This window comes from Brevundimonas sp., assembly GCF_051860745.1.
Lineage (GTDB): Bacteria > Pseudomonadota > Alphaproteobacteria > Caulobacterales > Caulobacteraceae > Brevundimonas.
The window spans coordinates 41892-61300 of sequence record NZ_JBHYDN010000001.1; the positions used below are offsets into that span (position 1 = coordinate 41892).

Sequence of the window (19409 nt, forward strand, 5' to 3'; positions counted from 1 at the left end):
ACCCTCGCCTCTCGCCCCTCTATTTCACCTCCATGACCAAGGTTCTGATCATCGGTGCGGGCCATGCGGGCGGGACGGCGGCGGCCTTGCTGCGGCAGTACGGGCATGAGGGGCCGATCGTGCTGGCGGGCGAGGAGCCTGCCGCGCCGTATCAGCGGCCGCCCCTGTCCAAGGCCTGGCTCAAGGGCGAGGCGGACCTTCAGGCCCTGTTGCTGCGCCCGGAGGTCTTCTACGCCGAGCATGGGATCGACCTGCGCACCGGCGTGACAGCGACCGCGATTGATGCCGCGGCGCGGACCGTAACCTTTGCCGACGGGACGGTGGAAACCTATGACGCCCTGATTCTGGCCACCGGATCGACGGCGCGGAAGCTGGCGATCCCGGGTGCGGACCGGCCGGACCTGCTGGAGCTGCGAACGCTGGCGGATGCGGAACGACTGAAGGCAGCTTTGGGACCGGGCAAGCGGCTGGCCGTGATCGGCGGCGGTTATGTCGGGCTGGAGGCGGCGGCGTCGGCGCGGGCGCTGGGGGCCGAGGCGGTGGTCATCGAGCGGATGGACCGGGTGCTGGCGCGGGTGGCGTCAGAGACCCTCTCGGCCTTCTTCACCGCCCATCATCGGGCGCATGGGGTCGAGGTGCTGACCTCGGCGGCGGTCGTCGCTTTCGAGGACGGCGGGGTGCGGCTGGGCGACGGTCGGCTGGTCGCGGCGGATGCAGTGCTGGTCGGTGTGGGGGCGCTGGCCAACGATGCGCTTGCGCGGGCGGCGGGGCTGGCCTGCGGGAATGGCGTGGTGGTCGACGAGGCGGCGCGGACTTCGGACCCGGCTATCTGGGCCATCGGCGACATGACCTTCCGGCCGGTTCCGGTTCATGGCGGGCGGCGGCATCGGCTGGAAAGCGTGCCCAATGCGCTGGAACAAGCGAAACAGGCGGCGGCGGCGATCACCGGACGCGCGGCGCCGACGCCCGAGGTCCCATGGTTCTGGTCTGACCAATATGAGGTCAAACTGCAGATCGCCGGCCTGCCCGACGGGGCGGATCGTCAGGTGGTGCGCGGCGATGTCGAGGGCGGGGCGTTCGCCGTCTTCCATCTGGTTGGAGATCGGATCCTCTGCGTCGAGGCGGTCAACGCTCCCGCGGAATTCATGGCGGGACGGCTGATGATATCGCGGGGGCAGGTGGTGGATGCTGTGAGACTCGCCGACCGGTCCGTGTCGATGAAGGAGGTCGCGGCGGCTCAGGCCTGACGCGCGACGTCCAGGTCGGTGGCCGGCCCCGACAGATGCTCGGTCAAGGCGGAGAGCGGCACGGGGCGGCCGATCAGATACCCCTGCGCCAGGTCGCAGCCCATACCGCGCAGCAGGGCCAGGGCGGTCGGGGTCTCGACGCCTTCGGCGGTGACCTTCAGGCCCAGGCTGTGGGCCAGGTCGATGGTCGATTTGACCAGAAGGGCGTCGCGCGACGACTGGTCGAGGCCGAGGATGAAGCTCTTGTCGATCTTCAGCTCATCAGCGCGGATCTGCTTCAGATAGGTCAGCGACGACAGGCCGGCGCCGTAGTCGTCCAGCGAGACGGCGATGCCGGCTTCGGCGAAGCGGGCGATGATGCGCAGGGCCAGTTCCGGGTTGTCCATCACCGCCGTTTCGGTGATCTCGAAACACAGATCGGCCGCCGAGGCGGCGACTTCCGCGAGGGCGAAGTCGGCGAAGCTTTCGTCGGACAGCAGGCGGCCGGAGATATTGACCGCGACGGTCAGAACATGGCCGGCGGCGGCCATGGTCTTCTGGTCGGCGATGGCGCGGCGGATGGCCCATTCGGTCAGGGGGCGGATATGGCCGGTCTCCTCCGCCATGCCGATGAACAGGTCGGGCGAGACGAAACCTCGGCGCGGATGGGACCAGCGCATCAGGGCCTCGACCCCGGTGATCCGTTCGGCGCGGAAATCGTATTTGGGCTGATAGGCCAGCGTGACGTCACCGTCGTGCAGGGCGGTCATCAGCTCTGAAATCAGGGACAGATTGTCGCCGGGGTCGCCATAGGCGACCTCGTCGAAGGCTGCGACCAGGCGACGGGCCGCGCGGGCCTGATCGACGGCGATGGCGGCGCGGTCCACGGGCGAGGCGAGGTCGGAGCTCGCCGCACCTCGTCCGGCGACGCCGGCGGTCAGGGCGATGTCGACGGGGGCTCCGTTGATCGTAAGCGGCGCCTGGGCTGCTTCAGCCAGCAGAGCGGCGGCGGCCACGGCCTCGGTCTCGTCTGCGGCGACGATCACGAGGCCCAGGGCTCCCGCGCCGACACGGGCCATCGGAGCGCCGTCGGCGAGGGCGGACAGCCGGCCGCCGAGCGCGGCCAGAAGCCGGGCCATGGAATCGTAGCCGATGGCGTTGCGCACCACTTCGAAGCGGTCGACCCCGAACAGCACCACCCAGGCGTCGGCCTTGGCTCCGGCCTGGCGTTCCAGCGACAGGCGGTTGGGCAGGCCGGTTTCCTGATCATGCAGGGCCATGTGGGTGAGTCTGGCCTCGCGGTCCCTGAGGTCCCCGACCATGGCGTTGAAACTGGCGGCGAGGCGGCCGATCTCATCGCTGGAGGTCACCGGGGCCTCGACATATTCGCCCTGTTGAAGCCGGTGCACGGCCTCGTCCAGGGCGCTGATCGGGCGGGTTAGCCCGCGTGACAGGACCCAGGTGCCGCCCATCAACAGGGCGAGGCCAGCGGCGCCGATGGCGGCCAGCCACCAGAACAGGGCTTCATAGGGCCGCATGGCGCGCTTCAATGGGTAGGTCAGAACCAGATCGGCGGGCGCCATCGTGTCGAAACTGGGCAGCGGCCGGTTTAGACGCATGGAGGGGCCGTCAGGGGTCTGAACGGTGATCGGTCGATCACGCATTTGGCCTGTCGTGCGGTTCAACACCACGGCGGCCGACAGGGGAATGGCCGACAGCTGTTCCAGATTGCGCATCTGGACCGCGTCCAGCCGCTCAGCGAACACGACCCAGCCGATCAGGACCGGGGCGTTCACGGGCGCGGCCACGACCTGGAAGGCCTGGCCGTCGATGGCGAGGACTCCGGATTCGATCCGGCCGGACTCCAGCCCGGTGAACAACCGGCCGAGGGCGGCGTCGTCGAAGGCCAGACCCGTCGCTGTCACGTGGCCGTCGACGCCGAGGATCAGGGCGCCGTCGACCCCTTGCCGGGCGCGCAGGTTATCGAGGGCGGAGCGAACGGTGGCCTCGTCATTGGTGGCGACCGCCTCGCGGAACCCATAGTCCTGGGCCAGGACGCCGGCTCCTTGCTGCAGCTGGCTGGAACGCGCGCTCCAGAGCTGGCTGTAGACCGCGCCGGCGGCGGTCATTTCATCGCGCACCACGCGCCGGGCGCTGTCGGTCACGGCGGTGACGACGGCGACGGCGGCGAGCAGCAGGGCAAGGCCGAACAGGCCCATATAGATGACGGTTAGCCGGGTCCGCAGGTTGCGGAACCGGACCAGGCTGACCAGACGCGTCGCGCTCACCGGACGGCCGCCCGGGCGCTGAAATCGCCGCTGACGGTGCTTTGGCCAGCGGCGACCGCGGGCCGACCCGCGGCGTCGCGCACGCTGACGGTCAGGTCACCCGCCATCGCCGGAGAGCAGAACGCAAGCACGGCGAGAAGGGCGAACAGAACACGCATCTATCACGGTGTACAAATTCAAGATGAAATCGACGTAAACCGGTGGACAGTTCGGCCGTGGCCGTTTCAGGCAGGCCAGACGGCGCGACGCCCTGCTGGTTTCATGCTCGCTTAACCACGCCTCCCTATCCGTTTGACTTCGGACGAGCGGACCGGATGAGGGCGACGTCCTGGGTGAAGGTGAACCCCTGCCCCAGGCCCAGGGCCGGTCGATGCAGGATGCGCACGACGACATCGGCCTGCAGCCCGCCGACATGGGCGCGCTGGTCGAGCATCTGCAGGCGGCGATGGACGCCGAGGGCGTGCCCTTCCGCACCCAGAACCGTTTCCTGGCCCGGCTGGCTCCCATGCGGCGGGACGTCGTGACACGGTGAGGATCCAGGCGACGGACAAGGCCGGGTCATCGCCTGTCCCTCGATTCCGCCGCAGCCGTTCCGGCGGAGCCCGGTCAACGACCTGCGGGGACATCACGGTGTACGGCGGCCGCGCCGCTAGAACCGCGAGGTAAGGGTCACCCGGGCATTCAACGGCGCGCCGGTCGAGATGTTGAAGTTGTTATGGGCGTCCGAGACGTAGGATTCGTCGAACAGGTTCTCAATGTTCAACTGCAATTGAACTGTATCGCTGACCCGGTAGAAGACCGCGGCGTCGACGCGGGTGAAGGCCGGCAGCCGGGTGGTGGCGGCAGAGGTCCGGATGGCGGCGAACTGGCTGGACTGGTGGATGACGCCGAGGCCAAAACCCAGCCGGCGGCTGACGTCATAGCGGTTCCAGACGCTGAACTGTTGCTTCGGCGTCTGGGCCAGTCGGACCGAGTCATTGCCCTGCAGCCGGGCATTCACCCATGAATAGCCGCCGCTGACCTGCCAGTTGGCCCGCACGCGCCCCGTCAGCGCCAGCTCCAGGCCCTCGGTGCGGGTTTCGCCGACGTTGATGGTGACCATGGGGTTCAGCGGGTCTGGTGTGGTGGCATTGGTCCGGTCCAGCCGGAATACGGCGGCGGTGAAATTAAGGTCAGGCCGGATGTCCCATTTGGCTCCCATCTCGTGGTTGGTGAACTGTTCGGGCTCAAGGTTCTGCTGGGTGGTCGACAGGGACAGGAACTGATCGCCCGACCGCGGCAGGAAGGACTGGCTGTAGCTGCCGTAGATCGAAACATTCGGCTGTGGCTTGTAGATCAGGCCGAGGCGGGGCGAGACCTTCTCATCGGAGCGGGCGAACGGGCGGTCCGGATTGGGTTGCAGGTCGGTTCCGGTGATGTCGAAGCGGTCGTAACGCAGGCCGGCGACGATCTCGAACTGCTCGCCGAAGCGGATCTGGTCCTGCACATAGGCTGAGACGGACTCGACGTTCGAGATCGTGTCGCGGTTGAGCGTGGGGAAGGCCACCGTCGGAAACACCGGTGCGGCCAGGCTGAAGACCGAACTGGACAGGACGCCGTTGCGCCGCTGGTTGGTCGAATTCTGGTCGCCGTATTCGAGGCCGAACAGGATCTTGTGCGCCAGCCCGCCAGTATTCACGTCCCAGACCAGATTGCTCTGGACCAGCAGGTTCTCGCGGGTGGTGGGGTCAGCGTACGCCGACAGCGGGACCGTGCCGTTCTGCGCCGTGGCGGGCCCGTTGGCGAAGACGTTGGTGTAGACCTTGTCGTAGTCGCCATACAGGACGGTGGTCGAGACCTCCACGTTGTCCGCCAGGGCGCCGTCGACCCGCAGCTTGGCGATGTCCGCCTCCAGCGTGGTTCGGTTCACGCCCGGAACGCCGAAGAACTGGTCGCGATAACCGGTCAGCGGCAGCCCGGCGAGGGACGGAATCCCCCGGTCGACGACGCGGTCGTCGCTCACATGTTCATAGGAAAGGCCCGCCCGCCAGCCGGCGCCGAGGTCCACGGCGACAGAGGGATTCACCGCGTATCGCTCGCCTTCATAGAAGTCCCGGTGGTTGTCGAGGTTTTCGTAGACGGCGTTGATCCGGAACGCGGCGCTGCTGCTGATCGGCGCGTTGACGTCTGCGGACAGGTCCCATGCGCCAAAGCTGTTGGCGCTCGTCCGACCGCTCGCAAAGAAGCTGCCGACGCGCGGCGTCTTCTGCACCCGGTTGACGATTCCGCCTCCGCCGCCCCGCCCGAAGATCAGGGCATAGGGTCCTTTCAGCACTTCGACCCGGTCCAGATTGTACAGGCCCCGGAAATACTGCGTGTCGTCCCGGACTCCGTCGAGAAAGAAGTCGGCCGAGGTGTTCTGGCCCCGCAGGGTGATCTGGTCGCGATTGCCCTCGCCCTGGCCGACCGTGGTTCCGGGCACATAGCGCAGGACGTCGCCGAGGCTGTGCTGCGCCTGATCGTCCAACTGCGCGCGCGTCACGACATTGACCGTCTGTGGCACGTCAATCAGGGGAGTATCGGTCTTGGTCGCCGTTACTGAATCGAGCGCAATATAGCCCCGGCTCTGGCCAGTCACTATAATGGGCGCCAGTTGCGTCGCCGGCTCTTCCTCAGCCGATACGGCGATCGGCCCCGCCAAGATCAGGGAAGCCGAAACCAGAAGGATATGCATCGTCCATTTTCCTGCGCAGGGAACCGAGGCCGCAATAATGCGACACATTCTCATTCGCAAGAGAATTCTCGCGATCTCCTGGGCTGCGCCTGATCTGGCGACCTGGTGAAACGGGGGTTCTGTCAGTACCCGGGGATGCGCTTCCATGTCGCAGGGGCCATGCCCGGAGCCTTCCAGCGTCCGAATGGAGACCATGCGGACGCCGACATCATGTTCAGGGCGCTGGTCTGAGACGGTTCAATAGACGTCGCGCCGGTAGCCAGTTTCTCGGCCAGACCGGTCTGGCTGGCGAAGGCGACCAGAAAAGCGGGGGCGTATCCGACGGGAGCGAGGGCGGCGGACCTGACGGCGGCGGCGCGTCGGGCGCGGGCCCGCGACCATCTCACGAGGGTAATGACCAACAGCCAGAGGCCGACGGCGGCGGCCGCCCAGAGCCAGCGGACCGGATCGTGGGTCACCCGCCCTCGGACAGCATGGCGGTGAAGGCGGGGGTCACGATCTCGATCATGCCGCCTTCGGCGCGCACCACGAACGCGGCGGCGATGTTCATGGCGGCGGCGTAGGCCGGTCCCTCCTCGGGACCCATAACAGTCAAGGCCGTGGCCATGGCGTCGGCGTATATCGCCGTTTCAGCCAGGACCGTGACAGAGGCGACCCCGTTCTTGACCGGACGGCCGGTGCGGCCGTCGATGGTGTGGCTGAAGGCCTGGCCATAGACCTCGAAACGGCGGACCCAGTCGCCCGAGGTGGCGCAGGCGAGATCGAACAGGCCGGCGACGGAGCCGGGGCCGGGCGCGCCGGGGGCCTGCTGCAGTTCCGCCCACCAGGGCATGCCGTCGGGCTTGACGCCCGCGCCGCGCAGCTCGCCGCCGATCTCGACCAGATGATGGGTCGCGCCCATGGCGGTCAGGCGTTCGGAGACGCGATCGACGGCGTGCCCCCTGACGATGCCGGACAGGTCCAGCTTGACCCCGCCCAGCTGTTGCACCGCGCGGGCCTCGCGGTTGAAGCGGATGATGCCCCAGCCCGACAGGGCGCGGGCGGCCTCGACCTCCTCCTCGAAGGGCACGGTCGGGCCGGTTCCGAGGCCGTTGAGCGGACGCGGGCCGGGCGGACCGAAGCCCCACAGATCGACCAGTGTCCCCAGCGCCGGATCGACCGCGCCATTGGTGTCGTCGGCCAGGTCCATGGCCTTGTTGAGCAGGTCCCAGAACGGCTCCGACACGGCCCAGAAGCCGGGCGGGGCGGCGTTGAGGCGCGACAGCTCGGACCGGGGATCCCAGTGGCTGAACAGGGCGATGATCCCGGCCAGCTCGTCCGCGATGGCCGACTGGAAGGCGGCGCGGTCGAGGGCGGGCGGCGGGATCAGTCGCACGGACCAGGTCGTGCCCATGGTCTCGCCGGCGAAGTCCCAGATGTGAAGACCCGGCGGCGGAGACGGCTTGCGGCCGTGGGTCGGGATCAGGACGCGGTTGTCCGGACCCGGGCGCGTGGCGTTGAGCGCCGTCTTCGGCGCCCTGGACGGCCTGGCTGGCGCGGCGGGGTCGGTCACGCGCGGCTTGTGCCGAAGGTGCGAACGATTTGCAATGGCTGTGGTCAGGGACTCAGCGCGACAGTCTGACCCCGAGGCTGAAGGTTCGTGGGGGCCCGAAGCCGGTGACGCCCGTGGCGGTCTCGGAGACCTCGACCTCCGCGTCGAACAGGTTGTCGGCGGCGAACCAGAGGAGGGCGGAGGGGGACACCGCCCATTCGGCGCGGAGGTCGGCGGTCGCGGCGGCCTCGAGCCCCCGGCTGTTGAGATCGTCGTCGAACCGGCGGCTTTCCCAGCGTAGATCGGCCGCCAGGGTCAGCCGGTCGGTCGCGCGCCAGTCCACGCCGGCCGTGGCGCTCCAGTCCGGCGCCTGGGCGGGTCGCAGGCCAGTCAGCTGGGGGGCCAGGGCGCCGCCGTCGAGACGAGCATCCGTGAGCGACACGGCTGCACGGGCCGACAGGGTGTCGCTGACCTTGAACCATCCGTCGATCTCGAGCCCCGTCGCCTCGATGGTCCCGGCGTTCATGCGCTGGCGCAGTACGCCGCCGGCGGGGACGAAGCCGGCGCGAGGGAAGACGCCGGGGCCGGCGCCGACGGTGACGTTGACGATCGCGTCCTCGACCTCGGTCCAGAAGACGGTCGCGGTCAGGGAGGTTCGCTCGCCGGTCCAGGCCCAGCCGGCCTCCACTCCGGTCAGCCGCTCGGGCTCCAGCGATGCATTGGCCTCGGTCAGGTCGTTGCCGACGCGGAAAGGGCGGTGCAGTTCGTTCAGGGTGGCGGGTCGGAAGCCGGTGTAGGCGGCCAGCCGCAGCGCCTGTCCCGTTCCGATCGCGCGTCGGACGCCCAGACGGGCGCTGACGACCTCGCCCGAGCGATCCGGATCTGTTTCGTCCAGCGTTGGGAAACCCGTGGCCAGGTCGCGCTCAAGGCGGTGGCCGCGTTCGTTGCGCCACTGGTCGAGGCGCAAGCCCCCGGCGACCAGCCAGGGGCCGATGGTCGACGATCCCTCGGCATAGGCGCCGACCACAGAGGTCTCTCCGCCGGCGATCCGGTCGCGCGTGAAGGCTCCGGCCATGTGGCGGAAACGTTCGCGGGTCTCGCCCTCATTGAAGCGGGCGTCGGCGCCGAACTCCCATTCGGCCCGGCCGATGCCCGACACCGTGGTGCGGCGCAGGGCGGCGTTGAGCCCCCAGCCGGTCGCCGGCGTCTCAAACTGGTCGTTGGCGGGCGTGGTCGTCGCGCGGTCGGCGGCTACGGCGACCGCGGTGTTGGCCAGATCGCTCTCGCGGCGCCAGGCCTGCAGACGCCAGCCGGGTCGGTCCGGACGCGGCGCGGCGGCTGCTGTGGCGGAGAGCAGGTTCCCGCTGGCGGTCGCCCGCGCCCCGGCGAGGCCGGAGCCGCGGTCCTCTTCAAAGGCGGCGGCGCGAAGGGAGATCACGGCCTCGGCGACGGGCAGGTCGGCGCGCAGGGCGGCGCTGCGAACCTCAAGATCGAGCGGCGTATCAGCGGCGCCCGCGGCTGGGCCGCGGACCGGAGTATAGCCGTCGCGGGTCTCGTACAGACCGGAGACGACGAGGCGGACCGGGCCGACCGCCGTTGCGCCCGAAGCCGACAGGCGGCCACCGCCGTCGGCGACCGAGGCGTCAAGCACCGCGGCGTCGTCGCGTTCCCGCAGGCTGATGACACCGGTCAGGGCCCCGGCGCCGTACGGCCCGGACCCGGAACCGCGCACGATATCGAGGCCGGACAGGCTCTCGGTCGGAACCTGCGACCAGATCACCCAGCCGCCGAAGGGGTCGTTCAGGGGAACGCCGTCGAGGGTGACGAGGGTGCGTCCCGCGCCGGACGGGGCGATGGCGCGCAGGCTGATGCCCTGGGTAGTCGGGTTGGCGGACAGGCTGGAGGTACGGCGGAACAGGGAGACGGCGGGGACGGAGGCGAGGGCCTCGTCGAGGCGCTGCTCGGCGTGCAGGTCGGCTTCGGTCAGCCGGACGACCGCGAAGGCGGCCTCTCCGGCGGCGGGCGGCAGGCGTGCGCCGGTGACGACGACTTCCGGCAGTTCCGGCGGCGGGACCTGAATCATCCGGCCTAGGTCTCCAACCGTTCGAGAAGCGCCGCCGCGAAGACCGACAGGGTGTCGTCCCGGGCCCCCATGACGATAATCCGGTCGCCGGGGCGGGCCAGGTCGATCAGCCGGTCGCCGCAGGCCTCGCGGGTGGCGAGGGCCTCGGCGTTGCGGCCGGCGGCGCGGATGCCTGAGGCGATGTTCTCGCTGCCGACGGACCGGTCGGTGGTCCCGCCGAAATAGACGGGCTCGGGCATCAGCAGGACATCGTCCTCGCGCATCAGCCCGGCGAAGCCGTCGATGAACTCGGCCTGCATCAGCCGCAGGGGGCCGAAGCCGTGCGGCTGGAACAGGATCAGCAGCCGGCCGTCGAAGGCGTGCAGGGTCTTCAGCGTGGCGGCGATCTTGTCCGGGTTGTGGGCGAAGTCGTCGATGACGGTGACGCCGTTCGCGGCGCCGACGACTTCCATGCGGCGGCGGATGCCGGCGAAGCTCTCCAGCGCGGCGATCGCCTCGCTCAGCGGCACGCCGATGGCGCGGACAGCGCCGATGGCCGCAAGTGCGTTGGCGGCGTTGTGAGCGCCGGGAACATGCAGTTCAAGCGGGTGCTTTTCGCCGCCCGATTCCACCACGGTGAAGCGCATGCCGGTCGGCAGCGGTTCGAGGTCATGGGCGTTCAGAGTGGCGGGTTCTTCGCCCAGGGCGAAGGTGATGACCTTGTCCGCCGGAAGTGACTGGGCCAGCGCCTGGGTCTCGACATTGTCGAGATTGAGCACCGCCCTGGCCGCCCGGCCGGTGAAGCCGCCGAACAGGTCGCGCAGCTCCTCCATCGATTTGTGATCCAGCGAGATGTTGGAGACCACGGCCACCGTCGGCTCGTAACGGGCGATGGAGCCGTCGGATTCATCGACTTCGGAAACGAACAGGTCCGGTCCGCCGATCAGGGCGCTGGCGAAGGGATGGTCTGCGTCGGCGAAATTCTTCATCACCGCGCCGTTCATGACGGTGGGCTCGCGGCCAGCCCGGTGCAGGATCCAGGCGATCATGCCGGTGATGGTGGACTTGCCGCTGGTGCCGGCCACGCCGATCGAGGCCGGGGCGGCGTTGAATAACTGACTAAGGAGCTCGGGGCGGGTGACGATGCGGGCGCCGGCGCGTTTCGCCGCGCCGATGTCGGGCACGGCGTCCTCGATGGCGCCGGTGGCGACGACGGTTTGATCCGCGCGTGTGACGCCCGAGCCGTCCTGCGGATGCAGGATCACGCCGTGGGCTTCAAGCCAGGCGAATTTCTCGGGTGTGCGGCCCTGATCGCGGGACCGGTCGGAGCCCTCGATACGGCCTCCGCGCGCCTGGACGATCATCGCCAGCGGGAGCATTCCCGAGCCGCCAATGCCGCAGAAGAAATAGTCGTCTTGATTCATGAGGGCGAAACCGGGGAATGTCCGGCGGCCTGACTAGCACGGGCGAGGCCGGAGGCCAGCGGCTCACCATGAAGATCGGCATCGTCAACGCCAGTTCGCGCTTCAACAAGGCGCGCGCCGAGGCCGTTCTGGCCTGGTTCGCGACGAACTTTCCCGACGGCTCGGTTACGGCGGTTTTCCACCCGGCCAGCTTCGGCAAGCACGGCCATTTCGGCGGCGACGACGCCAGCCGGGCCGCGGCCTTCGTCGAATACGCCAATGATCCGCGGCTCGACGCGGTCTGGTTCGCGCGGGGCGGCTATGGCTCGTGCCGGATCGCCGAGGCGGTGCTGCCCCGGCTGACGGCTGTGGCGCGCAAGAAGCGGTATCTGGGCTATTCCGACGCCGGCAGCATTCTGGCCCTGCTCTACAAGGCGGGATTTCCGCACGTCGCGCACGGACCGATGGCCTCGGATGCAGTCCGAAACGACGCCACGGCCTGGCGGGCGCTGAACTGGCTGAAGTCGGGCGATCCTTTGTCGTGGGAGCCGTCGCTGGCTGATGATCCGCGTCCGGCGGTCGGCTTCAATCTCAGCATTCTGGACGCCCTAGTCGGGACGGCGCTGGAACCTGACCTGACCGGCCACGTGCTGATGCTGGAGGATGTGTCGGAGCCGCTGTACCGGATCGACCGGATGATGTTCCACCTGACCGGGCAGGCCTCGATCCGCAAGGTGGCGGGCGTCCGGATGGGGCGGGTATCGGACATTGTCGAGAACGACCCCGACTTCGGCCTGACCGCGGAAGAGATCTGCCGCTACTGGTGCGAACGGTCGGGAATTCCGTACCTCGGGACCGCCGATATCGGCCACGACCGCCACAACAAAGTGGTCCCCTTCGGCCACAGGTAGACGTCGATCGGTTCGCGCAAACGGCGAAGCCTGTCGACTCTCCGGCGTTGGCCGCGCCAGATGCGTTCAGGTGGAGCTTAAGTGGTTGTTAACCATGAGTTCGCGGAGCCTTGGGGGTAGGGCGTCCGCGGTGGCGGTCTGGACGGCGTCGGGGGGCGCCGACCGGACCGCCAACCATCGGTCAGTGATCCGTCTGCCCGGACCGGAGGCCTGACCCGGCGCGACGACTGGGACGCTGGCGCGGGCGGCGGGCAAGCGCCATCTTCGACGGGCATGAACCGCCGCTCCCTTCTGATCCGCGCCGCAGGACTCGCCGCCGTCGTCGGCGGGGCCTGGTGGGCGCGTGAGACCCTGCTGTGGCCGAAGCCGACGCTGACCTTCGTCGAAAGCGGCGCGACGCCCTGGCTGGCCTATGCGCGGAATGCGCTCGTGCCGACCGTTCGGGTCAGGCTGGGCGACCTCGAAGTGGTCGCCCTGATCGACAGCGGGGCCCAGTATTCGGTGGTCGACCGGGCGCTGGTCGCCGCGTTGCCGTCGGCAGGCCGGTCGCTGTTCGACATGCCGCTGGTGGCCTATGGTGTCGGCGGCGGGGCGCAGGTGGGGCGGGGGACGACGCTGGCCGTCGATCTGCCCGGACTGGCCATTCGCGGTCTGCGGGCGGCCATTCTCGATCTGGGGCTGCTGGCGTCCGAGGAAGGGCTGCGAACTCCCCTGATCCTCGGGCAGGATGTGCTGGGCGAGGCGGTGCTGGCGCTGGACCCGCGCCGGCGACACGCGCGGCTGGTCCGGCGCGAGGCCTTCGTGCGGCCGCCCGATCTGGCTCCGGCGACGGTGCGACTTCAGGGCAGCTCGCTGGTCACGGAGGTGACGGTCGAGGGATCGGCGGTCCGGGCCGTGGTCGACACCGGGGCTTCGTCCCTGCTGGGGCTGAGCCGCGAGGCGGCGAACGGCGCGGGACTGTTGGACGGACGGCCTCAGGGCAGCGGGGTCAGTCTGGTGCTGGGCGGGGCGCTGCCTTCGGTCACCGTTGAGGCCCGGACGGTGACCTTTGCGGACCATCTGTACCGCCGCGTGTCGGTCGGCGTGTTCGACCAGCCGCCGCTGCCGAACTTCCCCGGCGGGCTGGTCGGGATGGAGGCGTTCAACGGCCGGCGCGTGGCCATGGACCTCGGCGCCGGCGCCCTGTTCGTATCGCGTCCGCTGGACCTGACGGTGGGCTGAACCTTACAGCGTCTGGAAGGTGTCGCAGGCCGCCGGGTCGCCCGATTCATAGCCGCGCCGCAGCCATTCGACCCGTTGGGCCGAGGAGCCGTGGGTAAAGCCTTCGGGCTGGACCTGTCCCCCCTGACGGCGTTGCAGGGTGTCGTCGCCGATCGCCGAGGCCGTCTGCATGCCGGCCTCCAGATCGCCCGACTCCAGAGCGACTTCGCCGTTCGAGGCGGCGGCCGCATTGCGGGCCCAGACGCCGGCGTAGCAGTCGGCCTGAAGCTCCAGCGCGACGGAATACCGGTTGGCCTCGGCCTGGCCGGAGGCGCGCTGCTGGGCTGTGCGAACCTGTTCAGAGAGCCCTGTCAGGGTCTGGATGTGGTGGCCGTATTCATGGGCGATGACATAGGCACGGGCGAAGTCGGCGCTGGACGCGCCCAGGTTGGTTTCGAGTTGCGACCAGAAGGACAGGTCGAGGTACACATGACGGTCGGCCGGGCAGTAGAACGGCCCCATCGCAGCCTGGCCGAAGCCGCAGCCTGTCGAGGTGCCCTGTTCGTACAGGGTGACGGTCGGGGGCTGATAGCCCTGGATCCGGGTCGTCCAGACATCGTCGATATTGGTCCCGACGACATCGACGAAGGCGCCAGCCTGGTCGGTCGGGCTGCCGGCCTTGCCTTCGGAAACGCCGGCGCCGCCGAACTGGCTGGCCAGCTGGGTCGTGGTGGCGGGGTCGATATCGAAAACGAAATAGCCAATAGCGGCCAGGATCACGACGCCGATGCCGCCGCCGGCCATGGCCCCGCCGCCGACGCCGCGCCGGTCATCGATGTTGCCGCCGCGCCGTCCACCCTGCCAACGCATGATCGTTCTCCCTCAGCCCAGGCGCCCAAGCTAGGCCGGAACGCAGGACGAGGGGAAGGGATGCACCCCGAAAGGCGAACTCTGTTCGCCCAGTCCAGTCGCGCGGTTAGTTTTGGGGGCGATCCAGCCAGGCGTCGATCTGACCCACGTCCGATGCGGCGGCGGCGCGACGTCCGGACTGGCCCAGGACCCGCTCTTCCTCGGGTGAGCGCAGGATGCGGGAGGCCGGCGGCTGGATCGGCGCGGGCAGACGCGCGGCCTCGATCCGCTGGCGGTTGAGCCGGGTCTCGATCTCCAGCTGGCGGGCAAAGGCCTCGCGCTGGTCGGCGTGGGCGCGGAGGCGGTCCATTTCGAGCCGGTGCTGGTCGGCCTGATAGCGATGCGGATCGATCGCGGGCGCGCCGGGACGCGGTTGCCACGTCTGGGCCTGCGCCACAGCAGGCGTCAAGGCGAGGGCTGTCAGGACAAGGAGTGCGCGGAGGGCGGTCATGGATCGAAGATGGCGCCTGCCGCGCCGACATCCAAGCGTGGCCTTCAGCGGGCCGGGGTCAGGGTCCAGACGCGCGTGCGTTTGACGGCGTCGTCCTCCAGCTCGCGCGTGGTCGGGACGACGTATTCGGCCAGCAGGTCGAAGCCCGACTTCGGGAAATAGGTCCGCAGGGGGTCGCCGACGAGGACCCGTGCTCCCCGGTTGGCCGCCCGGGTCAGCCAGGTCAGGACGCGCCCGGCCATCGGCTGTTCGTAGAAGACGTCGCCGGCGCAGATCACATCGGCCCCGGGCGGCGCTTCGTCCAGCAGGTCGCTGTCGGTGAATTCCAGCGTCACGCCGTTGGCCGCGGCGTTGAGCGCAACAGCGGCGCCGCAGAAGGGGTCGATGTCGGCGCACAGCACCGAGGCTGCGCCTGCCTGCTTCGCCGCGATGCCCACCAGACCCGATCCGGAGGCGAGGTCGAGCACCCGCTTTCCGGCGACCTCGGCGGGATTGTCCAGCAGCCAGCGCGCCAGGCCCTGACCGCCGGCCCAGGCGAAGGCCCAGAACGGCGGGGGCAGGCCCATCTCGCCCAGTTCCTCCTCAGTCAGCCGCCAGATCGGCGTGACCTCGTCCGCCAGCCACAACGAAATCTCCGGTGCGTGCGGCACGGGCTGGAGACGGGTGTTGGCGAGGATGAAGGCTGTGGGGTCGGAGATCACGCCCTGGCCGAAGCCTCGGCCAGAACCGTGAGATAGCCCCCGGCGACCTCCATCCGTCCACCTTGTGCTCTCGCCCTCACCGCCCGGTGCAGGGCAGGAAGCTTCCAGCAGGGGACGTGCATGAACAGGTGGTGCTCGGCGTGGAAATTGACCCAGTAGGGGGCGATGAGGGCGCGCTCCCACCAGGCGGCGTGGGTGGTGCGCGCGGCGCGGAACGGGTCCGTGGACGAGCCCTCGACGCAGGCGTGTTCGGCGATGTTTCTCAGTCGGGTGACCATGGGGAACCATGTCGCCATGGGGAGCAGCCACAGGACAAACCAGGCCCACCAGAGGCCGGCGAGGCTCAGGGCCAGCAGCAGGGCGAGGTTGACCAGCAGGAAGGAGACAACGCTGCGGCCGGTGACGACGGCGTCATCCGCATCGGAGGCTTTGGCGCGCAGACTTCCCAACCCGAACAGCACCCGCTGTTTGAAGAAGGTCTGGCCGGTCAGGTCGCGGGCGATCTTGCGGCGCAGGGAGGCGCGGGTGACGGGGAAGGGGGCGGACAGGACCAGATCGGGGTCCTCGGCCTGCTGGGCGTATTTGTGATGGGCCAGATGATAGGGCCGGTAGGCGGTTAACGAGGCTCCGACCGGGACCGCGCACAGCCAGTGACCGAGGAAATCGTTCAGCCGCCGGTTCGGGGACAGGCCGCCGTGCGCCGCCTCGTGCATGAGGATGGCCAGACCCAGTTGGCGCGTGCCGATGATCGCGATGCTCAGGGGGATCAGGATCGGCCACAAGACGCCGGCCGCAACGGCCAGGGTGATGACGCCCCAGCAGTGCAGGACCAGCAGCGGGCCGATCCAGCGCGAGCGCATCTGGAACGGCGCCCAGTCGTCGGGCGTGAACAGGTCGGATGACCGGATGCGGGGCGCGGCAGGCATGGGCACACGATACGCCCTGACGGACCCAATCGGAAGCGCGGCCTAATACTCCCGAGGCGCGGTAAGGAAGTCATCCAGTCAGGTGAACCCGACAAGAAGTCAGGTTGACATTACAATAACGACGTGTAAGGTAATGCTTACATCAAGTCAGGAACGCCTTCCATGCTCGCTCTCGGAAAATCCACCTCTCCCGCGCACAAGCGCTACGTCTTCCGGACCATGGCCTTCATGACCGGCTATGTGACGATCAATATCGCGGCCATCTCCGGGGCCTTCGACGACATCGCCTCGCCGGTCGCGGCCTGGGCCCTCGCTCTGGCCGTTTCCGCGCCCGTGATCGGACAGATCTGGGCGACGCTATCGCTCATGAACGAGTCGGACGAGTTCGTCCGGGCGGTGACGGCGAAACAGTTCATTCTCGCGGCCGGGGCCGCCATGGCCATGGCCAGCGTCTGGGGGTTCGGCGAGAGCTACGCCGCCGCGCCGCACATCCCGGCATGGATGATCTATCCGCTGTTCTGGGCCTGTTTCGGCCTGATCGCGCCTTTCGTGAAGTCGTCGAACTGATGAGGAACCGACTCAAACTTCTGCGCGTCGAGCGCGACTGGACCCAGGAGCAATTGGGACAGGCGCTGGGCGTGTCGCGTCAGGCCGTCAACGCCCTGGAGACCGAGAAGCACGATCCCTCGCTGGATCTGGCCTATCGCATCGCCGTGCTGTTTTCGCGGCCGGTGGAAGAGATTTTCGACAATCCGCACGCCTGACTGACGTCAGGATAACCTTACAGGAACAATGCCATGATGTTCATGTCCCGCTACGGCGGCGGCCGCCTGTTGCGCGCCTTCGCCATCGCCTCCGCTGTCGCCCTGGGGGCGGGAGCGATCGCCTTTGCCGTCCGGGCTGAGCCGGCTCGCGCGGTTTCCCAGGCCGTTTTCGCTTCGGACAGGCTGTCGGTCGAGGTGGTCGGCGCCGGCCCCGATGTGATCCTGATCCCGGGCTTCGCCTCGTCGCGGGAGGTGTGGCGGACCGAGGCGGAGCGGCTGAAGTCGACGCATCGGGTGCATCTGGTCCAGCTGGCCGGCTTCGCGGGGGAACCGTGGGTGCATGGCGATGGACCGTTCGTCCAGCCGATGGCCGATGAACTGGCGCGTTACGTCCGGGAGGTGGGGCTGGAGCGGCCGGCGGTGATCGGACACTCGATGGGCGGGATGACCGCCGTGCTGCTGGCCCAGCAGCATCCGGACCTGATCGGTCGGGTAATGAGCGTCGACAGCCTGCCGTTCTTCAGCGCCCTGTTCGGGCCGCAGGTTACGGCGGAGACGGCGCGGCCCTTCGCCGATCAGGCGGCGGCCGGAATCCTTGCGGCGGACGAGGCCGGCTTTCACGCCGGTCAGGAGCGGTCAGCGGTCGGCTATTCCCGGACGCCTGCGACCCGGGCGGCCATGGTCGAGTGGTCAATGGCGTCAGACCGCCGCGCCATGGCGTCGGCCATCCGTGAGGTGATGACGACCGATCTGAGACCCGGGCTGGCGGCGATGACGACTCCGCTCTGGGCTGTCTACGCCGCGGATGCGGATGGTGGAGCGCCTCCGGCCATGGCCGACGCCCTGTGGACGCGGGAGTATGCGGCCTTGCCGGGCGCGCGGCTCATCCGCATCGACGAGAGCCGCCATTTCATCATGGCCGACCAGCCCGCCCGGTTCGCGGCGGTCGTCGATCAATTCCTGGCGGACTGAGACCGTTCGGCCAGGCCCAGGTTGCCGGGCAGGGTGCAGCTTGAGACGATCCGCTGACGGCGTCCCGCCTGACCGGTGTCGGGGACCAGGTCGAGACAGTCGGTGACCTGAAGCGGATCGGAATCGGCGATGATGACGCCCCCGCCCTCGACACAGTCGATCTCGATCAGGGGACCGCCGTCGCGGGTCCGGCCGATGACAGCGGCCTCGGCGACGGCGCAGACCAGACCGGTGCGGGCGACGGCGTCTGCGGCCAGCGCCTGCACGGAGGGGCCGATGGCGGTGTTGCGGCCCCGGTTCATCTCCTCGCGCGAGCCGGCCATGCGGCTGGGGGTCTCGGCCACCTCGCCGAACTGGGTGGGGCTGTAGATGCGCAGACCCTCGGGTTCGTGGACGCTCTGGGGCAGGGCCATGGCCGGACCGGCGAAGGCGGCGAACATCAGGAAGGCGACCGGTCGCATCAGATCGCTCCCGGCGTGGGGTTGGTGGCCATGACCGGAGTGACGTCGCCGGTCTTGAGCAACTGGCCGGCGAAGTCGTCGGCATAGGCGATGGCCAGCAGGGAACGGAAGCCGGTGACCGGGATGGCGATTTCATAGCCACCCTCGGCATAGGGCCCGACCTGATACGCCCCGATGAAGAAGGTCAGGCCGGCGGCCTTGCCGTTCACGGTTCCGGGGGCGAGAGCGAAGGCGGTGTCGGCGGCGCGCGGGCAGGACGCGCCGGGAGGCCCGCCGAGGGGGACCGAGGCGCTCTCGGGCATACGGGCGCGTTTGGCCGCGTTTATGGCCGAGCACAGAGCCTGGTCGAGGATGGTCAGGTCCGCGTTCTTGCGGAACAGGTCGGCGAGGCCAAGCCGCCGCTTCAGCGCCTTGTCCCACAGGATGCCGCTGGTCAGGGTGTTGGGATGGGCGCCGCCTGAGTAGTCGAAATCGACCCGTTTGAGGCTGAACAGCTTGCCCGTCTCCAGGGCGGCGGTGACGGTGATGGTCTTCTCGTATTTGGGCCGGTCGGTATCGGCCCCGGCCTCGGTCAGCTCGCCCTGGGCGCCCTCGGCGAACTGGCGCAGCAGCCGCACCTCTTCGGCATAGAGGCGGGCGTGCAGGTCAGTCTGGCGCCGGATAGCGTCGGGCAGGGTGAGGCGGATGTCGGCGTAAGGGGTCTTCGATTCAAAGGCCATCGGCGCGGCGGCGTCCGCAGGGGTGACGGTCGCCGGCTGGCCCGGCGTCGCGGGCGCATCGCGGGGAGCCGGCTCGCGGTCGCGGTTGCAGGCGGACAGGCCGGCGGCGAGGACGGCGGTCAGCAGCAGGGCGCGCAGTATGGCCTTGGGGGGGGCGGTCATGCGGGTCTCC

At 69.1% G+C, this 19409-nt stretch carries 19 protein-coding genes; 7 read left to right on the forward strand and 12 right to left on the reverse strand.

Annotated elements, in window-relative coordinates; all coding sequences use genetic code 11:
* Positions 1-32 precede the first annotated feature (32 nt).
* Entirely contained in the window at positions 33-1247 is a 1215-nt protein-coding gene (locus ACTIEW_RS00210) for an NAD(P)/FAD-dependent oxidoreductase (protein ID WP_439475891.1), read from the forward strand.
* Here the strand turns inward: ACTIEW_RS00210 and ACTIEW_RS00215 are convergent.
* On the reverse strand, positions 1238-3514 hold the full coding sequence (locus tag ACTIEW_RS00215) for a putative bifunctional diguanylate cyclase/phosphodiesterase (protein WP_439475892.1): 2277 nt from the start codon (positions 3512-3514) through the stop codon (positions 1238-1240). The genes ACTIEW_RS00210 and ACTIEW_RS00215 overlap by 10 nt on opposite strands.
* 346 nt (positions 3515-3860) lie before the next feature.
* Here ACTIEW_RS00215 and ACTIEW_RS00220 point away from each other — a divergent pair, with 346 nt between their 5' ends.
* Entirely contained in the window at positions 3861-4046 is a 186-nt protein-coding gene (locus ACTIEW_RS00220; protein ID WP_439476296.1) for a globin domain-containing protein, read from the forward strand.
* A gap of 117 nt (positions 4047-4163) precedes the next feature.
* Here the strand turns inward: ACTIEW_RS00220 and ACTIEW_RS00225 are convergent, their stop codons facing one another.
* The 5 genes from ACTIEW_RS00225 to ACTIEW_RS00245 form a co-directional block, all read right to left on the reverse strand.
* A complete protein-coding gene (locus tag ACTIEW_RS00225) occupies positions 4164-6227 on the reverse strand; it encodes a TonB-dependent receptor (RefSeq protein ID WP_439475893.1) in 2064 nt (687 codons plus the stop codon).
* A gap of 122 nt (positions 6228-6349) precedes the next feature.
* A complete protein-coding gene (locus tag ACTIEW_RS00230; RefSeq protein ID WP_439475894.1) occupies positions 6350-6685 on the reverse strand; it encodes a hypothetical protein in 336 nt (111 codons plus the stop codon).
* Positions 6682-7779 carry an FAD:protein FMN transferase gene (locus ACTIEW_RS00235; protein WP_439475895.1) on the reverse strand — a complete coding sequence of 366 codons (1098 nt, stop codon included), beginning with the start codon at positions 7777-7779 and terminating at the stop codon, positions 6682-6684. The genes ACTIEW_RS00230 and ACTIEW_RS00235 overlap by 4 nt, the downstream gene beginning before the upstream one ends.
* 52 nt (positions 7780-7831) lie before the next feature.
* Positions 7832-9841 carry a TonB-dependent receptor gene (locus ACTIEW_RS00240; protein ID WP_439475896.1) on the reverse strand — a complete coding sequence of 670 codons (2010 nt, stop codon included), beginning with the start codon at positions 9839-9841 and terminating at the stop codon, positions 7832-7834.
* Between the two features lie 5 nt (positions 9842-9846).
* Positions 9847-11244, reverse strand: coding sequence for a glutamate ligase domain-containing protein (locus ACTIEW_RS00245; protein WP_439475897.1), 1398 nt, complete (start codon positions 11242-11244; stop codon positions 9847-9849).
* A 17-nt stretch (positions 11245-11261) separates the two neighbouring features.
* Between ACTIEW_RS00245 and ACTIEW_RS00250 the strand changes: the two genes are divergently transcribed.
* On the forward strand, positions 11262-12134 hold the full coding sequence (locus ACTIEW_RS00250) for an LD-carboxypeptidase (protein WP_439475898.1): 873 nt from the start codon (positions 11262-11264) through the stop codon (positions 12132-12134).
* A 273-nt stretch (positions 12135-12407) separates the two neighbouring features.
* Positions 12408-13355 (forward strand): pepsin/retropepsin-like aspartic protease family protein, encoded by a 948-nt coding sequence (locus tag ACTIEW_RS00255; RefSeq protein ID WP_439475899.1) that lies wholly within the window; start codon positions 12408-12410, stop codon positions 13353-13355.
* Between the two features lie 3 nt (positions 13356-13358).
* Here the strand turns inward: ACTIEW_RS00255 and ypfJ are convergent, their stop codons facing one another.
* The 4 genes from ypfJ to ACTIEW_RS00275 form a co-directional block, all read right to left on the reverse strand.
* The gene (ypfJ, locus tag ACTIEW_RS00260; RefSeq protein WP_439475900.1) at positions 13359-14204 is read right to left on the reverse strand and encodes a KPN_02809 family neutral zinc metallopeptidase; all 846 of its coding nucleotides are present in this window, start codon (positions 14202-14204) and stop codon (positions 13359-13361) included.
* Between the two features lie 106 nt (positions 14205-14310).
* Positions 14311-14694, reverse strand: a complete 384-nt coding sequence (locus ACTIEW_RS00265; protein WP_439475901.1) for a hypothetical protein — start codon at positions 14692-14694, stop codon at positions 14311-14313.
* A 44-nt stretch (positions 14695-14738) separates the two neighbouring features.
* Positions 14739-15395 carry a class I SAM-dependent methyltransferase gene (locus ACTIEW_RS00270; protein ID WP_439475902.1) on the reverse strand — a complete coding sequence of 219 codons (657 nt, stop codon included), beginning with the start codon at positions 15393-15395 and terminating at the stop codon, positions 14739-14741.
* A complete protein-coding gene (locus ACTIEW_RS00275; protein ID WP_439476297.1) occupies positions 15392-16321 on the reverse strand; it encodes a fatty acid desaturase family protein in 930 nt (309 codons plus the stop codon). Before ACTIEW_RS00275 ends, ACTIEW_RS00270 begins: the two co-directional genes overlap by 4 nt.
* A 162-nt stretch (positions 16322-16483) precedes the next feature.
* On the opposite strand from ACTIEW_RS00275, the gene ACTIEW_RS00280 reads away from it, so the two are divergent.
* Genes ACTIEW_RS00280 through ACTIEW_RS00290 form a run of 3 tightly spaced genes read left to right on the forward strand, consistent with a single transcriptional unit; the run spans position 16484 to position 18057 of the window.
* A complete protein-coding gene (locus ACTIEW_RS00280) occupies positions 16484-16888 on the forward strand; it encodes a hypothetical protein (protein ID WP_439475903.1) in 405 nt (134 codons plus the stop codon).
* Entirely contained in the window at positions 16888-17085 is a 198-nt protein-coding gene (locus ACTIEW_RS00285) for a helix-turn-helix transcriptional regulator (RefSeq protein ID WP_439475904.1), read from the forward strand. The genes ACTIEW_RS00280 and ACTIEW_RS00285 overlap by 1 nt, the downstream gene beginning before the upstream one ends.
* Positions 17086-17118: 33 nt before the next feature.
* Positions 17119-18057 carry an alpha/beta fold hydrolase gene (locus ACTIEW_RS00290; protein WP_439475905.1) on the forward strand — a complete coding sequence of 313 codons (939 nt, stop codon included), beginning with the start codon at positions 17119-17121 and terminating at the stop codon, positions 18055-18057.
* Here the strand turns inward: ACTIEW_RS00290 and ACTIEW_RS00295 are convergent.
* A complete protein-coding gene (locus tag ACTIEW_RS00295; protein ID WP_439475906.1) occupies positions 18039-18518 on the reverse strand; it encodes a hypothetical protein in 480 nt (159 codons plus the stop codon). The genes ACTIEW_RS00290 and ACTIEW_RS00295 overlap by 19 nt on opposite strands.
* Positions 18518-19399, reverse strand: a complete 882-nt coding sequence (locus ACTIEW_RS00300; RefSeq protein ID WP_439475907.1) for a DUF3298 and DUF4163 domain-containing protein — start codon at positions 19397-19399, stop codon at positions 18518-18520. Before ACTIEW_RS00300 ends, ACTIEW_RS00295 begins: the two co-directional genes overlap by 1 nt.
* Positions 19400-19409 lie beyond the last annotated feature (10 nt).

What these genes read in the sequence shown, in the direction of transcription:
- ACTIEW_RS00210 (WP_439475891.1), top strand. Translation starts at nt 33, where the DNA reads ATGACCAAGGTTCTGATCATCGGTGCGGGCCATGCGGGCGGGACGGCG.
- ACTIEW_RS00225 (WP_439475893.1), bottom strand. Translation starts at nt 6,227, where the DNA reads ATGCATATCCTTCTGGTTTCGGCTTCCCTGATCTTGGCGGGGCCGATC.
- ACTIEW_RS00240 (WP_439475896.1), bottom strand. Translation starts at nt 9,841, where the DNA reads ATGATTCAGGTCCCGCCGCCGGAACTGCCGGAAGTCGTCGTCACCGGC.
- ACTIEW_RS00245 (WP_439475897.1), bottom strand. Translation starts at nt 11,244, where the DNA reads ATGAATCAAGACGACTATTTCTTCTGCGGCATTGGCGGCTCGGGAATG.
- ACTIEW_RS00250 (WP_439475898.1), top strand. Translation starts at nt 11,262, where the DNA reads ATGTCCGGCGGCCTGACTAGCACGGGCGAGGCCGGAGGCCAGCGGCTC.
- ACTIEW_RS00255 (WP_439475899.1), top strand. Translation starts at nt 12,408, where the DNA reads ATGAACCGCCGCTCCCTTCTGATCCGCGCCGCAGGACTCGCCGCCGTC.
- ypfJ (WP_439475900.1), bottom strand. Translation starts at nt 14,204, where the DNA reads ATGCGTTGGCAGGGTGGACGGCGCGGCGGCAACATCGATGACCGGCGC.
- ACTIEW_RS00265 (WP_439475901.1), bottom strand. Translation starts at nt 14,694, where the DNA reads ATGACCGCCCTCCGCGCACTCCTTGTCCTGACAGCCCTCGCCTTGACG.
- ACTIEW_RS00275 (WP_439476297.1), bottom strand. Translation starts at nt 16,321, where the DNA reads ATGCCTGCCGCGCCCCGCATCCGGTCATCCGACCTGTTCACGCCCGAC.
- ACTIEW_RS00280 (WP_439475903.1), top strand. Translation starts at nt 16,484, where the DNA reads ATGCTCGCTCTCGGAAAATCCACCTCTCCCGCGCACAAGCGCTACGTC.
- ACTIEW_RS00285 (WP_439475904.1), top strand. Translation starts at nt 16,888, where the DNA reads ATGAGGAACCGACTCAAACTTCTGCGCGTCGAGCGCGACTGGACCCAG.
- ACTIEW_RS00290 (WP_439475905.1), top strand. Translation starts at nt 17,119, where the DNA reads ATGATGTTCATGTCCCGCTACGGCGGCGGCCGCCTGTTGCGCGCCTTC.
- ACTIEW_RS00295 (WP_439475906.1), bottom strand. Translation starts at nt 18,518, where the DNA reads ATGCGACCGGTCGCCTTCCTGATGTTCGCCGCCTTCGCCGGTCCGGCC.
- ACTIEW_RS00300 (WP_439475907.1), bottom strand. Translation starts at nt 19,399, where the DNA reads ATGACCGCCCCCCCCAAGGCCATACTGCGCGCCCTGCTGCTGACCGCC.